The sequence below is a fragment of the Bradyrhizobium sp. ORS 86 genome, from assembly GCF_045571475.1.
Lineage (GTDB): Bacteria > Pseudomonadota > Alphaproteobacteria > Rhizobiales > Xanthobacteraceae > Bradyrhizobium.
Genome location: NZ_CP120699.1, coordinates 769,844 through 784,835, shown reverse-complemented (window position 1 = coordinate 784,835; position 14,992 = coordinate 769,844). Strand labels below are relative to the sequence as shown.

The 14,992-nt window shown below is 64.8% G+C and carries 12 protein-coding genes; 4 read left to right on the top strand and 8 right to left on the bottom strand.

Features of this window, described 5'->3' with window-relative positions; genetic code table 11:
* Positions 1 to 9: 9 nt before the first annotated feature.
* Positions 10 to 3,180: an efflux RND transporter permease subunit gene (locus P6U25_RS03545; RefSeq protein WP_407150074.1), complete on the bottom strand. Its 3,171-nt coding sequence runs from the start codon at positions 3,178 to 3,180 to the stop codon at positions 10 to 12.
* A gap of 9 nt (positions 3,181 to 3,189) precedes the next feature.
* Positions 3,190 to 4,389, bottom strand: a complete 1,200-nt coding sequence (locus P6U25_RS03540) for an efflux RND transporter periplasmic adaptor subunit (RefSeq protein ID WP_407150073.1) — start codon at positions 4,387 to 4,389, stop codon at positions 3,190 to 3,192.
* Between the two features lie 201 nt (positions 4,390 to 4,590).
* Between P6U25_RS03540 and P6U25_RS03535 the strand changes: the two genes are divergently transcribed.
* The 3 genes from P6U25_RS03535 (at position 4,591) to P6U25_RS03525 (ending at position 8,379) form a co-directional block, all read left to right on the top strand.
* Positions 4,591 to 5,418 carry a hypothetical protein gene (locus P6U25_RS03535; protein ID WP_407150072.1) on the top strand — a complete coding sequence of 276 codons (828 nt, stop codon included), beginning with the start codon at positions 4,591 to 4,593 and terminating at the stop codon, positions 5,416 to 5,418.
* 220 nt (positions 5,419 to 5,638) lie between these two features.
* Positions 5,639 to 6,769 (top strand): FAD-dependent monooxygenase, encoded by a 1,131-nt coding sequence (locus tag P6U25_RS03530; protein WP_407150071.1) that lies wholly within the window; start codon positions 5,639 to 5,641, stop codon positions 6,767 to 6,769.
* Positions 6,766 to 8,379: a benzoate-CoA ligase family protein gene (locus tag P6U25_RS03525; RefSeq protein ID WP_407150069.1), complete on the top strand. Its 1,614-nt coding sequence runs from the start codon at positions 6,766 to 6,768 to the stop codon at positions 8,377 to 8,379. The genes P6U25_RS03530 and P6U25_RS03525 overlap by 4 nt, the downstream gene beginning before the upstream one ends.
* A 188-nt stretch (positions 8,380 to 8,567) precedes the next feature.
* Here P6U25_RS03525 and P6U25_RS03520 read toward each other — a convergent pair whose 3' ends face one another.
* Genes P6U25_RS03520 through maiA form a run of 3 tightly spaced genes read right to left on the bottom strand, consistent with a single transcriptional unit; the run spans position 8,568 to position 10,886 of the window.
* The gene (locus P6U25_RS03520) at positions 8,568 to 9,752 is read right to left on the bottom strand and encodes a 3-hydroxybenzoate 6-monooxygenase (protein WP_407150067.1); all 1,185 of its coding nucleotides are present in this window, start codon (positions 9,750 to 9,752) and stop codon (positions 8,568 to 8,570) included.
* The gene (locus P6U25_RS03515) at positions 9,752 to 10,264 is read right to left on the bottom strand and encodes a MarR family winged helix-turn-helix transcriptional regulator (protein WP_407150066.1); all 513 of its coding nucleotides are present in this window, start codon (positions 10,262 to 10,264) and stop codon (positions 9,752 to 9,754) included. Before P6U25_RS03515 ends, P6U25_RS03520 begins: the two co-directional genes overlap by 1 nt.
* A complete protein-coding gene (gene maiA, locus P6U25_RS03510) occupies positions 10,254 to 10,886 on the bottom strand; it encodes a maleylacetoacetate isomerase (RefSeq protein WP_407150065.1) in 633 nt (210 codons plus the stop codon). Before maiA ends, P6U25_RS03515 begins: the two co-directional genes overlap by 11 nt.
* 104 nt (positions 10,887 to 10,990) lie before the next feature.
* Between maiA and gtdA the strand changes: the two genes are divergently transcribed.
* Positions 10,991 to 12,031, top strand: coding sequence for a gentisate 1,2-dioxygenase (gene gtdA, locus P6U25_RS03505; protein ID WP_407150064.1), 1,041 nt, complete (start codon positions 10,991 to 10,993; stop codon positions 12,029 to 12,031).
* A gap of 188 nt (positions 12,032 to 12,219) precedes the next feature.
* Here gtdA and P6U25_RS03500 read toward each other — a convergent pair whose 3' ends face one another.
* The 3 genes from P6U25_RS03500 to P6U25_RS03490 all read right to left on the bottom strand — a co-directional run bounded on the left by P6U25_RS03500 (position 12,220) and on the right by P6U25_RS03490 (position 14,978).
* Positions 12,220 to 13,044, bottom strand: coding sequence for an ABC transporter permease (locus tag P6U25_RS03500; protein WP_407150063.1), 825 nt, complete (start codon positions 13,042 to 13,044; stop codon positions 12,220 to 12,222).
* Positions 13,037 to 13,810 (bottom strand): ABC transporter ATP-binding protein, encoded by a 774-nt coding sequence (locus tag P6U25_RS03495; protein WP_407150061.1) that lies wholly within the window; start codon positions 13,808 to 13,810, stop codon positions 13,037 to 13,039. The genes P6U25_RS03500 and P6U25_RS03495 overlap by 8 nt, the downstream gene beginning before the upstream one ends.
* Before the next feature lie 163 nt (positions 13,811 to 13,973).
* Positions 13,974 to 14,978, bottom strand: coding sequence for an ABC transporter substrate-binding protein (locus P6U25_RS03490; RefSeq protein WP_407150060.1), 1,005 nt, complete (start codon positions 14,976 to 14,978; stop codon positions 13,974 to 13,976).
* Positions 14,979 to 14,992 lie beyond the last annotated feature (14 nt).

Below are 14,992 nucleotides of genomic sequence, written 5' to 3'. Positions count from 1 at the left end.
TGTGCGGGCTTAATGCGCCGTGCCTGATGCCTGCGGTGCCGGCTTCGATTTTGCCGCCTTTCCCTGTCTCGCCTTGCGCCAGTTCTCGAAGTTCTGCACGACGACAAAGAACGCCGGCACGAACAGAACGGCGAGGCAGGTCGAGGCGATCATGCCGGAGAACACGGTGATGCCGATTGACTTGCGAGCGTTGGCGCCGGCGCCGGTCGCGATCACCAGCGGCACTACGCCGAGGATGAAGGCGAACGACGTCATCAGGATCGGCCGGAACCGGGCGCGCGCGGCATCGATCGCGGACTCCAGCACCGAGCGGCCGTCGCGCAAATGTCGCTCGAGCGCGACCTCGACAATCAGGATCGCGTTCTTGGCCGATAGCGCGATCAAGAGGATGATCCCGATCTGGGTGTAGAGATTGTTCTCGATCCGCAACGACGTCAGCACCAGTGTCGGACCGAGCAGTGACAGCGGCACCGCCAGGATCACCGAGATCGGCGCATACCAACTCTCATATTGCCCGGCGAGCACGAGGTAGACCAGCAACAGCGCCAGTGCGAACACGTAGTAGATTTGACCGCCGACCGCCTTCTCCTGGTACGACATCGCGGTCCATTCATAGCCAGAGCCGGGCGGCAGCGTTTTCGCGGCGATCTGTTCCATCAGCGACATCGACTGGCCGGACGAGTAGCCCTGCGCCGGCAGGCCGATGATTGAGGCGGATGGGTAGAGATTATAGAGGCTGATCAGCGACGGGCCGACCGACGGCGTGATCTTCGCCACCGTGCCGAGCGGGATCATGTCGCCATTGCTGTTGCGCACCATCAGGTTCTCAATATCGCGCAGGGTCAGTCGGTACGGCGCATCGGCCTGGGTGTAGACCTGGAACACGCGGCCGAACTTGTTGAACTGGTTGACGTAGCTCGCGCCCAGATAGGACGACAGCGTCGAGAAGATCTGGTCGGGCGTGACGTGCAGGGTCTGCGTCTTGATGCGGTCGACCTCGACGTCGAACTGCGGCACCATCGAACGGAACGACGACTGGACGCGTTGCAGCGCACTCTGGGTCTGCGCATTGGCCACAATCGCACCGGTGACTGCCTGCAGCTTGTTGTAGTCGGCGTTGCCGTCGCGCATTTCGACCTGCATGGCGAAGCCGGCGGCGTTGCCGATGCCCTGAATCGGCGGCGGCGGAATGACCAGGATGCGCGCTTCCGGAATCACCGCAAACTTGTCGTTGAGGCCGTAGACCAGCGAGCGCAGATCCTCGCCCGGCCCGCGCGAATTCCAGTCCTTCAGCACCAGATAGGCGACACCGGCATTGGCGAGGCTCGACGAATTGTCCAGCGCGGAAATGCCGGCGATGGACACCACCTGGTCGACGCCCGGTGTCTTGCTGGCGATCTCGGTGACCTGGTCGAGCACGCGCTGGGTGCGGTCGATGGCGGCGCCGTCGGGTAGCTGCACGGCCGCCAGCAGGTAGCCTTGGTCTTCGATCGGAATGAAACCGGTCGGTATCCGCGACAGTCCATACCCGGCAAGCCCGATCAGGATCAGGGCGATGACGACCGAGGTCTTGGCGTGGCCCGCGATGCCACCGATCAGCCGCGTGTAGCCGCGCTCGATCCGGTCATAGACCGCGTTGAAGCCGCGGTAGAAGAAGTTGCGCTGCTCGGGGGGCACCGGACGGCGCAGCCACAGCGCGCACTGCGTCGGTTTCAGGGTCGCGGCATTGACGGCGCTGAGCAGCGCGGTCGCCGCGATGACAAGCGCGAATTGCGCGTACATCCGCCCGGTCAGCCCGGGCAGGAAGGCTGCGGGCAGGAACACCGAGATCAGCACCAGCGTGATGCCGACGATCGGTGCGAACAGCTCGTCCATCGCCTTGATCGCGGCGTCATGGCCGGACATGCCCCGTTCGATGTTGTGCGCCGCGCCTTCGACTACGACAATGGCGTCATCGACCACGATGCCGATCGCCAGCACGATCGCAAACAGCGTCGACAGGTTGATGGTGAAGCCGAGCGCGGCCATCGCAGCGAAGGCGCCGATGATGGTGACCGGCACCGTCGTCGCCGGCACCAGCATCGCCCGCCAGTCCTGCAGGAACACCAGGATCACGACCAGCACCAGCACGCCGGCCTCGATCAGGGTCTTGTAGACCTCGTCGATCGAGGCCTGCACGAACTTGGTGGTATCGAACGGCGTGTCGTACTTGATATCCTGCGGAAACTGCTTAGCGAGCTCGGCTACCTTGCTCTCGACCGCCTTCTCGACCTGCAGCGCGTTGGCGCCGGGCGACAGGAACACGCCGATGCCGGTGGCCGGCCTGTGGTTCAGCGAGAACACTTGGCTGTAGGTCTGCGCGCCCAGTTCCACCCGGCCGACGTCGCGCACCCGCGTCACGTCGCCGACGTTGCCTGACTTGACGACGATGTTCTCGAACTGGCTGGCGTCATCGAGGCGGCCGTTGACGTTCAGTGTGTATTGGAATGCCTGTCCCGGCGGAGTCGGCGGCGCGCCGACCTGGCCGGCGGTGACCTGCTGGCTTTGCTGCTGGATCGCCTGGATGACGTCCTGCGGCATCAGCCCGCGCGCTTGCAGCTTGTTCGGATCGAGCCAGACCCGCATCGAATATTGCCCGGCCCCGAATACCGTGACGTTACCGACACCCGGCAGGCGCGACAGCTCATCCCGGATGTTGATGGTGGCGTAGTTCGCCAGGAACAGGCTGTCGTAGGTTTTGTTCGGCGAGGTCAGCGTCACGAACAGCAGGATCGAAGTCGAACGCTTCTGTACCGTGACGCCCTGGTTCTGCACCGCGCTCGGCAACTGCGACAGCGCGCTCGAGACGCGGTTCTGCACCAGAACCTGCGCGAAGTTGAGGTCGGTACCGATCTTGAACGTCACCGTCAGTGTGTAGGTGCCGTCGGCGCCGCTGTAAGACTGCATGTAGAGCATATCCTCGACACCGTTGACCTGCTGCTCGATCGGCAGGGCCACGGTGTCGACCACGGTCTTTGCGGATGCGCCCGGATAACGCGTCGTCACCTGGACCGTCGGCGGCACCACGTCGGGATATTGCGCGACCGCGAGATTGAACAGCGCCACGCCGCCGAGCAGGATCATCAGGATCGCGATGACGTTGGAGAGGACCGGACGCTCGATGAAGAATTTTGAGATCATGGCGCGCCCCTACTTCGCCGGTGTCGCTGCCGCTTCGCTCTTGTGCAGTTGCGGATCGACCTTCTGTCCGGGAATTGCGCGCAACAGGCCAGCGGTGACGATGCGATCGTCCGGCTTCAGCCCGCTTTCGATGACCCGCAAATCGCCATCAAGAGGTCCTGTCGTCACCTTGCGCTGCTCGACCACGTTCTCGGCGTTGACCACCAGGACATAGCGTCCGGCCTGGTCGCTGCCGAGCGTGACGTCCGGAACGAGCAGCGCATCCTGCTGCTTGTCGAAGGGCACGCGCACGCGGACGTAAAAGCCCGGCAGCAGGATCCGGTCAGGGTTTGGCAATATGCCGCGCACCGCCAGCGTTCCGGTCGACTGGTTCATGGTCGGAGACGCGTAGTCCAGCTTGCCCTTGTGTGGATAGCCGGTCTCGGTTTGGAGGCCCACCTCGACCGGCAATTGCTTGAGATCGTTCGAGGTCAGGCCGCGCCTGCGCGCCTCGTCGCGGATCCGCTGCACGTCCTGTTCGTTGACATTGAAATTCACGTAAATCGGATCGAGCGCCACGATGGTCGCAAGCTGCGTCGGCGAGGCCACGCCGACGAGTTCGCCGACGGAAACGAGATGGTTGCTGACGATACCGTCGAACGGCGCGGTGACGTTGGTGTAGCCGTAATTGACCTGTGCGATGCTGGTATTGGCCTGCGCCTGCTGCAGATTGGCCTGTGCGTTGTCGCGATTGGCGGTAGATGTATCGAGGGTCGCCTGCGATACGGCCTGCCGTTGCACCAGATCGACCTGACGCTTGTAGTCGGTTTCGGCCTGCTTGAGCGTCGCCTGGGCGCCGACTTCGGCGGCTTGCGCCTGCTCGAGCTTCAACTTGTAGGTCTCGGGCTCGATCGTGAACAGCGTGGTGCCCTGCTTGACGAAGGCGCCGTCCGTATAATCGATCGATTGCAGGAAGCCCTGCACACGAGCAACGAGGTCGACGCTCTTGATCGGTGCAGTGTTTCCAGTGACTTCCAGGTAGCGCGTGACGGCACGCTGCACCGGCAACGCCACATCGACCTTCGGCGGCGGCGGCTGAACGAAGCTGTTTTGCTCGCAGGCTGTTAAGCCGCCCAAGGCCGCCACGGCGAAGGCGATCCGGGCCACTGTCGAGGTTCGCAGCCGCACTGCGTTGCTCGACCTGGAGTGTGCAGTGCGTGCATGCGTCATGTCCGAACCTCGATCTCAAAATGCATTCGAAGAAGGCGACGTCTCGGGAAGATTAGCTTGGTACGCACAGAGTAACAATCCACTTGCGACGAAACGCGAAAGCGCCAATGATGGCGCTCGCCAAGATTGTTATTGGAAGATTTATTCTGTCGTCATTTCGGTTGAACGCGACTTCGGGCGTCAACAAGAGGATTTGGTCCAATGAGCACCACGCTGACACGCGCGGCAATGCTTTCGACGTTGTTCGCGCTGGCCACTTTCCTGAGCGTCGGGCCGGCCTTGTCGCAGGCACCCACCCAGGCCCAACGCGATGCCGTGAAGGCGCAATGCCGCAACGATTATATTGCGCACTGCTCCAGCGTCCCGCCCGGAGGCGAAGCGTCGCTGCAATGCCTGCAGAAGAACATGGCGAGCCTAGCCGCGGGCTGCGCAACCGCGGTGCGTGCCGTCGAGGCGCCGGCAGCGCCAAAGGTGGAGGCCGCGCCGAAGGCCGAACCTGCTCCCGCCGCACCGAAGCCGGACACGGCGCCGGCCGCAACGACGGCCAAGCCCGCCACGGCGGCAGCCGCGCCGCCGACGGTGACGGCCAAGAAGCCGAGCAGCGCGCAGACCTCCGCGATCCGCACCGCGTGCCGCTCCGACTATCCCAAGGTCTGCGCCGGTGTGCCGACCGGCGGGGTCCCGGCACTGCAGTGCCTGATGAAGAACCAGGCGAGGCTTTCATCGGCCTGCGGCAATGCGGTTGCCGCCGCAAGCGGCGGCGCCACGCCGACCGGTGCCACGCCGGCCCCGACCGAAGCCGCCGCACCGGCCGCGGCCCCTGCGGCTGCCCCGACCGCGATCGCGCTCCGGCCACTGCGACCACGCGAGGAACTGTTCGTGCTGCGCTCGGCGTGCGGGGCCGACGTCCGTTCAATCTGCGGCGGCGTCGGGCCTGGCGGCGGACGGATCGCAAGATGCCTCGCAGCCAACGCCGGATCGCTGTCGCCGGCCTGCCGGCAAGTCCTGGCGCCGTTTGCGGCGCGCTAAGGTGAAGGTCCGCCGCTGCTACTGAGGCGGCTCGCCGCCTCGTGTGATGCAGGCCACATGACCTCATGGCTCGATGGCTGTGCCACCGGGCCACGTCTTGCGCGGATCCGTTGTCGCAGTTCACCATGCGGTGACGACAATTTTCCCTCTGGCGTTCCCGCCGGAGGGCGGCTAGTCTGCTCGCAAATAGTAAGTACACTGTCAATCTGGGAGGCAGACGTTGCGGATCGCCGTGATCGGCGGAGGGCCCGGCGGGCTCTACTTCGCTTATCTCTGGAAGAAGCGTCACCCGGACGCCGAGATCGACCTGTTCGAACAGAACGCGGCCGATGCGACCTGGGGCTTCGGCGTGGTGTTCTCCGAGCAGGCGCTGGACTTCCTGCGCGCCGACGACCCCGACACGGTCGACGTGATCGCGCCGCGGATGGAGAGCTGGAAGAACATCACGCTCAATCTGCGCGGCGAAAGCGTCGAGATCGACGGCGTCGGCTTCTCCTCAATCGGCCGGCTGGCGCTCTTGACGATCCTGCAGCAGCGGGCGCGCAGCGTCGGCGTCACGCCACGCTTCGACACTGCCGTCGAATCGGTCGACCAGCTCGACGGTTACGACCTGATTGTCGCCGCCGACGGGCTGAATTCGCTGGTCCGCCGCAGCTTCGAGAGCGCGTTCGGCGCATCGGTGTCGCATTCGACCAACAAGTTCGCCTGGTACGGCACGACGAAAACCTTCGCGACGCTGTCGCAGACCTTCGTCAAGACCGAGCGCGGCAGCTTCAACGCCCATCACTATCGCTACGCCAAGGACATGAGCACCTTCCTGGTCGAGTGCGACGCGGCGACCTGGGCGGCTTACGGCTTCGCCGACAAGTCGATCGAAGAATCGCAGGCGATCTGCGAACAGGTCTTCGCTGCGACGCTGGACGGCCACCGGCTGATCTCGAACAAGTCGGTATGGCGCAGTTTCCCCTGGATCTGGAACGAGCGCTGGTCGCACGGCAACCTAGTGCTGATCGGCGATGCGCTGCACTCCGCGCACTTCTCGATCGGCTCGGGCACACGGCTCGCGATCGAGGATGCGATCGCGCTGACCAAGGCACTGGAAGGAGAAAGCGGCATCCCGTCGGCGCTCGCGCGCTATGAGAGCGAGCGCAAGCCGATCGTGAAGAAGCTCGTGACCGCTGCACGCACCAGCGCCGACTGGTACGAGCATTTCCCCGAACACATGAAGCTCGATCTGATGGATTTCGCCTTCAGCTACATCACCCGCTCCGGCCGGATCGACGACGCGCGGCTGCGCGCAATGTCGCCGGCCTTCATGGCCCGCTACGAAGCCGCGAAAGGACAGACATGACCGTGATCGCCGACCAGGTTCCTGTGGAGAATCCCGGCGCGCGCGAGATCGGCTTCGCGGTTCCCGAGCGCTACAATGCGAGCCGCATCCTGTTCGACAATCTCGCGAACGGCAATGCCGAGCGCATGGCGTTGACCGGCCCGGCCGGCACGCGCAGCTATCGCGAACTCTGCACTGACGCTGCGCGCTGGGGACATGCGTTCTTGTCGCTGGGGCTACAGCGCGGCGATCGCATCCTGCTGTTCCTCGACGACACGCCGGCCTATCCGGCCGCATTCTTCGGCGCGGTGCGCGCGGGCTTCGTGCCGCTTTTGATCAACACGCTGACGACGCCGGAGCTGCTGCAATTCTATCTGTCCGACGCCGGCGCGCAGGTCGCCGTCACCGATGCCGAGTTCTGCACGCGCTTCAACGCCGAAGCCTGCAAGGGCACCCCGCTGCGCACGCTGGTCGTGGTGAATGGTGTCGCCGGCGATCACGCGGTGGCGGATACGCGCAACGCCGACGAATGGCTGCCGGGATTTCCCGGCGAGTTCGAGGAAGCCGATACCCATCGCAACGAGATGGCGTTCTGGATGTACTCGTCGGGCTCGACCGGCCGCCCCAAGGGCATCGTGCATCTGCAACACGACATGGCCTATAGCGAGCGCGCGTTTGCGCGCAGCGTGCTGAAGCTTTCGCCCGACGACATCTGCTTCTCGGTGCCGAAGATCTTCTTCGCCTATGGCTTCGGCAACTCGATCACCTTCCCGTTCTCGGTCGGCGCCGCCACGCTGCTGTTGCCGGGGCAGCCGAAGCCGGCGGCGATCTTTGCGGCGATCGAAAGCTATCGCCCGACCGTGTTCTTCGGCCTGCCGACGCTTTACATCACGCTCACCAAGGCCGAGGGCGCGGAGCGAACCGACTTCTCGTCGCTGCGGATGGCGATCTCGGCGGCGGAGGTGCTGTCGGCCGATGTCTTCAACGGCTGGAAGCGGCTCACCGGGCTCGAGATCATCGAGGGCCTCGGCTCCACCGAGGTGCTGCACATCTATCTCTGCAATCGCGCGGAGAACAAGAAGCTCGGCGCCGCCGGCCTGCGCGTGCCCGGCTACGAGATCATGCTGCGCGACAGCGACGGCCGCGAGGTCGGCGACAACGAGGAAGGCATCCTCTGGGTGCGCGGCGATTCCGCGACGCCTTTGTACTGGAACCGGCCGGACAAGACCGCCGAGACCGTGCGCGAAGAGGGCTGGATCTACACCGGCGACCGATTCATGCGCGATAGCGACGGCTTCCACTTCTTCCGCGGCCGCGCCGACGATCTGGTGAAGATCTCCGGCCAGTGGGTCTATCCGCTGGAGGTCGAGCTCTGCCTCGCCGACCATCCGGATGTCCGTGAGTGCGCGGTGTACGCCGCTGAACTGCCGGACCGCCGCATGACGCTGAAAGCGGTGGTGGTGATGAACCGGTCCGGCTTCGACGCCGATCAGGCGACGCGGATGCTGCAGGATTACGTCAAGACGAAGCTCCTGCCCTACAAATATCCGCGCGAGGTGAAGTTCATCGACGAATTGCCAAAGACGGGAACGGGCAAGATCGACCGGCAAGCGGTGATGCGGATGTCGTGACGGCCGCGAACGGACGCGGCGCCACAAACTCAGTGCCGTCCCGGCGAAAGCCGGACCCATATCACAAATGCCTGTGGTGCGAAGACTGGGGCCCCAGCTTGCAGCAACAACAGCCATTCGTGGCTATGGGTCCCGGATCGCGCTCGCTCCGCTCGCTTGTCCGGGGACGACGAGCAGTGTTGCGGCAGCTACTCGCCCAACCCGGTCCCGCCATACAGCCACGCGATATCGTCGCACCACTCGTTCTGCGACTTCGCGCTCATGATCGCGTTGCGGATGCGGGCGTGGTCGCCGGCGGGGTGATAGATGTGCTCGCCGATCGCGCGCGACATCAACTGCACGCGCGCGGTGCGCGGAAAGCGCCTGATACGGTACGCTTCGAGCGCGGCGGCCTGATCGTCATAGTTGGCCAGCATGTGCGACAGACAGACGGCATCCTCCATCGCCTGGCAGGCGCCTTGCGCGAAATATTGCAGCATCGGATGCGCGGCATCGCCGAGCAGCGCGACGCGGCCGTCGATCCAGCGCTCGGTGGGGTCGCGGTCGCACAGCACCCAGAGCTTCCAGTTGGTGCCGTGACGGATGATGTTCTGGGCGCGCTCATGGACGTGGGCGAAGCCCTTCATCACCTCCTGTTCCGACACCGGCTTTCCTGCGACCGGCTCCGGAGCGTCGTTGTGATAGGTGACGACCAGATTGAACACCTTCCAGCCTGACAGCGGATAATGCACGATGTGGCATTTCGGGCCGGCCCACAGCGTCGCCGCATTCCAGCGCAGATCCTCCGGCATCTGCTCGGTCGGGATCACCGAGCGGTAGGTGGTGTGGCCGGAGACCCGCGGCGGACCGTCCGCAGCCACCTGCTTGCGGATGTTCGACCACAGCCCGTCGGCGCCGATCAGGAGCCGTCCGGTGACGCGCTCGCCGCCAGCGAGCTGCGCGGTCACCGATGAACCATCCTGCTCATAGGCAACCACCTCGCTAGAGACGCGCAGCTCGATCAGCGCGTGGGCCTGGCAGGCGCGCAGGAACACACCGTGCAGGTCGCCACGATGCACCACGGCATAGGGATTGCCGAACCGGGCGCGGAAGGCATCGCCGAGATCGATGTGGGTGATCTCGTCGGCGGTGAGCGCATCCATCAGCCGGAGCTGATCGATATAGACGGCCATGTTGCGCGCGGCCTCGCCGACGCCGAGATAGTCGAAGGCGTGGAACGCGTTCGGCCCGAGCTGGATGCCGGCGCCGATCTCGCCGAGTGCGGCCGCCTTTTCCAGCAGGATCGAGCGGATGCCTTTCTGCGCCAACCCGAGCGCCACCGCGAGGCCGCCGATGCCGCCGCCCGCGATCAGGACTGGTTTCGTCTCCGCCATCAGCCCGACTTTCCGAGATGCTCGAGCGCGTCTTCCGCGCGCAGCGGCACGCGCGAGGCCTCGTTGTTGAGATCGACGAGCTGGGTTAGCAGCGCCAGCAGTGTCTTGCGGTCGGCCGGCTTCAACGGCTGCAACATCCGCGCCTGCGCCTTGTCGACCGAGGGCATGATGTCGCGCAGCACCGCCGCGCCCGCGCGCGTCAGATAGAGCAGCTTGACACGCTTGTCCTCGGGCGCCGGCTTGCGTTCGATGAAGTCCTTGGCTTCCAGCCGCTCGATCACGCTGCCGAGCGTGGAGCGGTCGAACGCGATCACGGCGGAGAGCCGGGTGGCGTCGATGCCGGGATGGGTCGAGATCGCGATCAGCGCTGCATACTGCACCGGCGTCAGGTCGAACGCCCTGCACTCCTCGACGAACAGCGCGACCGCGATCTGCTGCATGCGCCGGAACAGGTAACCGGGCGCGGTGTAGACCGCGTCCATCGTGACCGGTGATGACTTGTTATTCGGCATCGGGCTGCTTGTCCGGAGCGGCATCGGCGAAGGCCTTCACCTGCCTGGCTGCAGCTTCGGCCTTCAGCAGGCGCGGATAGGCCGCGACATCGACGCCGAAGCGTCGCGCGTTGGCGAGTTGCGGCACCAGGCAGAGATCGGCGAGCGTCGGCGTATCGCCAAAACAGAACGGCCCCGCCTCCTCTGCGATCAGGATCTCGCAGGCCGACAATCCCTCGCGGTTGGCCCAGGCCGCCCACTCCGTCACCTTCTCCTCGGCCAAGCCAAGCTGACGCAGCCGCGCCAGCACCTTCAGGTTCTGCACCGGATGGGTGTCGCAGGCGATCGCCTGCGCAAACGCGCGCACCTTGGCGCGGCGCAGCGGATCTTGCGGCAGCAGCGGCGGGTTGGGATGGGTCTCGTCCAGCCATTCGATGATCGCGAGCGACTGGGTGAGGATCGCGCCAGCATCATTCTCCAGCGTCGGCACCAGCCCCTGCGGGTTGATCGCGAGATAATTCGGCGCGCATTGTTCGCCCTTGCGAAGGTGATGCGGCAGGTGCTCGGGCGTCAGGCCCTTGAGATTGAGCGCGATCCGGACCCGGTAGGACGCGCTGCTGCGGAAGTAGCCATGCAGCTTCATCGGAACCTCCCTGCAATTTTCTCGTTCGGCTTGGTTGGTGACGTTGACGCTATCCATATTGTCAGTATGCTGTCAATCTCAACGATAATCACGGGAGGCCCTCCATGGAAGCCGTGCAGAAGACCCCTGAGCGCGAGGCGTTCTACAAGAAGATCGACGGCGAAAACCTCTCGGCGCTGTGGAACGTGCTGGGCGATCTGGTCACATCAGAACCGCGGAGCGCCTGCCGCCCGCATCTGTGGAAGTTCGACCATATCCGCGACTACATGAACGAGGCCGGCAAGCTGATCACGGCCAAGGAAGCTGAGCGCCGCGTCCTGGTGCTGGAAAATCCCGGCCTGCGCGGCCAGTCCAGGATCACGACCTCGCTGTTCGCCGGCGTGCAGATGGTGGTGCCGGGCGACATCGCGCCCGCCCATCGCCACACGCAGTCGGCGCTGCGCTTCGTGCTCGAGGGCAAGGGTGCCTACACCGCCGTCGACGGCGAGCGCACGGCGATGGCGCCGGGCGACTTCGTCATCACGCCATCGATGACCTGGCACGATCATTCCAACGAGACCAATGAGCCGATGTTCTGGCTCGACGGGCTCGACATCCCGATGGTGCAGTTCTTCGATTGCTCCTTCGCCGAGGGCGCCAAGGAAGACCAGCAGAGGATCTCCAAACCCGCGGGCGACAGCTTCGCGCGCTACGGCCGCAACCTGCTGCCGGTCGATCAGAGGCGCGCGTCGAAGACCTCGCCGATCTTCAACTACCCCTATGAATACACCCGCGAGACGCTGGAAAAGGCCAGGGCACGCGACGAATGGGACGCCTGTCACGGCCTCAAGCTGAAGTTCTCCAACCCCGAGACCGGCGACTACGCAATGCCGACCATCGGCACCTTCATCCAGCTCCTGCCCAAGGGCTTCAAGACCGCGCGCTATCGCGCAACCGACGCCACCGTGTTCGCCGCGATCGAAGGCAAGGGCCGCACCAGGGTCGGCGACCAGACCTTCGAATGGGGACCGCGCGATCTGTTCGTGGTGCCGAGCTGGCACTGGGTTACGCATGAGGCAGATGCGGACTCAGTGCTGTTCTCGTTCTCCGATCGGCCGGTGCAGCAGAAGCTCGATCTGTTCCGCGAGGATCGGGGGAATGCGTAGGCTTTGTCGTCCCGGGCAAGCCAACGGGTCGCGCGAACGCGCGCCCGATGACAGGCTCCGCCCGACCCGGGACCCATAACCACGGGGCTCTGTCGTTGAAGGCGGTGGGGCCCCAGCGGGTTGTAACAACTAGACCCTGTGGTTATGGGTCCCGGCTTTCGCCGGGACGACAGCGCGTTTTGTGGCGTTCACCGCCAGTGCAGCAAACGCGCTTCCATCCAATTGATCAGCTTGCCAACCGCAAGCCCGAACAGCGACAGGATCACGACGCCGGCGAGCAGTTGGTCGGTCTGCATCAGATTGCCGGCCTGCAGCACAAAGGCGCCGATGCCGTATTGCGCGCCGATCATCTCGGCGCTGACCACGAGCAGCAGCGCGATCGATGCGGTGATGCGGAAGCCGGCGAGGATCGAGGGCAGCGCGCCCGGCCAGATCACGCGGTGGACGATGACATGAAACGGCACATTGAAGCTCTGCGCCATCCGGATCAGGTTGCGTGGCACCGCATCGACGCCGCTATAGACCGAGATTGCGGTCGAGAAGAACACGCCGAGCGCAATGGTCGCGATCTTCGGCTCCTCGCCGATCCCGAGCCACAGGATCAAGAGCGGCAACAGCGCGATCTTCGGAATCGGAAACAGTGCCGAGATTAAGGTGATGCCGACGCCGCGCGCCATGGTCGACAGCCCGATCGCAAAGCCGACGATGACGCCGGCGACCGTGCCGATGATCCAGCCGGTGCCGATCCGCATGATCGACCAGGAGAGATGCTGCCACAGCGCGCCTGAGCTCGCGAGCTTGTAGATGGCCACCGCGATCGCCGATGGCGCCGGCAGGAACAGCGGATTGACCCAGCCGGCGCTGGCAGCGAGTTGCCAGATTGCGATCACGATCGCGAGCGCGATCCAGCCGGCACTGCGACTGCCTGCCGGGATGAAGCCGGCGCCACGGAAGGCGACCGGCCGCGACGCTTCCGTGGATTGCACAGTCTCCGTCGTCGCACGATCAAGCATGCTGAACCTCGCGCTCGGCATCGATCGCCTCTTTCCGGATCAGCGACCACAGATCGCTCTGCAGCGCAGCCAAATGGCTACGCGCGTCCGAATGCCCGCGCTCGGCGCGCGTCGTCGTAACCGTCACGATCTCCCGGATGCGGCCGGGACGGCGCGACAGCACGACGACGCGGTCGGCGAGCCGCACCGCTTCCTCGAGATTATGCGTGACATAGACCGCCCCCATCGCACCATCGGCGAGCAGGCGGACGAAATCCTCCATCAGCAGCTCGCGGGTCTGCGAATCCAGCGCCGACAGCGGCTCGTCCATCAACAGGATCGCGGGCCGCACCGCGAGTGCCCGCGCGATGCCGACACGCTGGCGCATGCCGCCGGAAAGCTGCTTCGGATAGGTCGTGCGGAAATCAGATAGCCCCGTACGACGCAGCGCATCGTCGATCACGGCGCGGCGATCACCGGGGCTCAAGCCGGTATGCAGCAGCGGAAACGCGACGTTCTCCTCCACAGTATTCCACGGCAGCAGCGCGAAGTCCTGGAATACGAAGGTCAGCGGATTGAGGCTGTCGGAAGGCGGCGCGCCGCGCAGCTCGGCCGCACCCTTAGCTGGCCGTAGCAGGCCGCCGAGGATCGACAACAGCGTGCTCTTACCGCAGCCGGACGGACCGACGATCGCGACCACCTCACCGGCGCGAACGGTGAACGAGACATCGTCGAGCACGTCGAGCGCGCCGAAGCGATGGCTGATATGGTCGGCGATCAGGTCCATGCCGCTGCACTTTCCACTGTCAATCCGTCATCCTGAGGAGCGCGAAGCGCGTCTCGAAGGATCGACGGCCCGGATGCAGCAGCTCGGCCGGGCATCCTTCGAGACGCGCGCAAGTGCGCGCTCCTCAGGATGACGGGGAAGGAGTGGCGCGCCGGAGGTAGCATCAATCCGCCTTCACATAGTCCTTGGCGATGATCGCATTCGCATCGAAGCCCTTGTCGACGAAGCCTTGCTCCTGCAGCCACTTGATCTGGTTGTCGACGTTCTTCACGTCGAGCTTGCCGTCAGGATCGATATAGGCGCAATTGCCGACGACCTGCTCGACCGGCAGGTTGGTGTACTTGGCGATGATCTCAAGCAGCGGCTTTGTCTTGTTGTTGATCGGAACAACCCCGTCCTTGATCGAAGTCAGGATCACGTCGTGATATTCGTGATCGGCCCGCACGAGTGCGGCGAGCAGCTTGGTCACCAGCGGCGTATTGGCGAGCGTCTTCGGCGAGGCGAACACCGCCCCGAGCTGCCACGGCGTCTCGTCGCCGACCCAGCCGAGGAACTTCGCGCCGTTGGAATCCATCAGCGTCCGCGCCGTCGAGACCGGCAGCAATGCAGCGTCGACCGTCTCGCCCTTCAGCGCCGCCGCCGCATTCGACAGCGACTGTAACGGCACAATCTTCACATCGGACAGCTTGAAGCCGTATTTGTCGGCGAGCAGGCCGAGCGAATAGTGGAAGCTGGAGCCGACCTGGGTCACCGCCACTCGCTTGCCGGCGAGATCCTTCGGCGACTTGAGGCCAGCGGCATAGGCGTTGTTGCTGGCGAAATAGCCGATCAACGGATAGCCGGCCTTCTCGCGGCTCATGCCGCCGATCACCTTCAGCGTGCCCTTACCGGCGAGATTGTAGAGCCCCGCGGTGAACGCGGTGATGCCGACATCGACATCGCCGGATGTGGTCGCGACCGCGATCGGCTGCGCCGCATCGAAGAATTTCAGCTCGACGTCGAGACCGGCGTCGCGGAAATAGCCCTTGTCCTGCGCGATGAAGACCGGCGCCGAAGACGACAGGCGCAGTACGCCGATCTTGGCCTTCAGGAGATCATCGGCTCGCGCGATCCCGCTTGCGGCTAACGCCAGCACCCCCGCCACCGCGAGCCGCGCCCACACTTTCATTCCCGTCCCTCCGC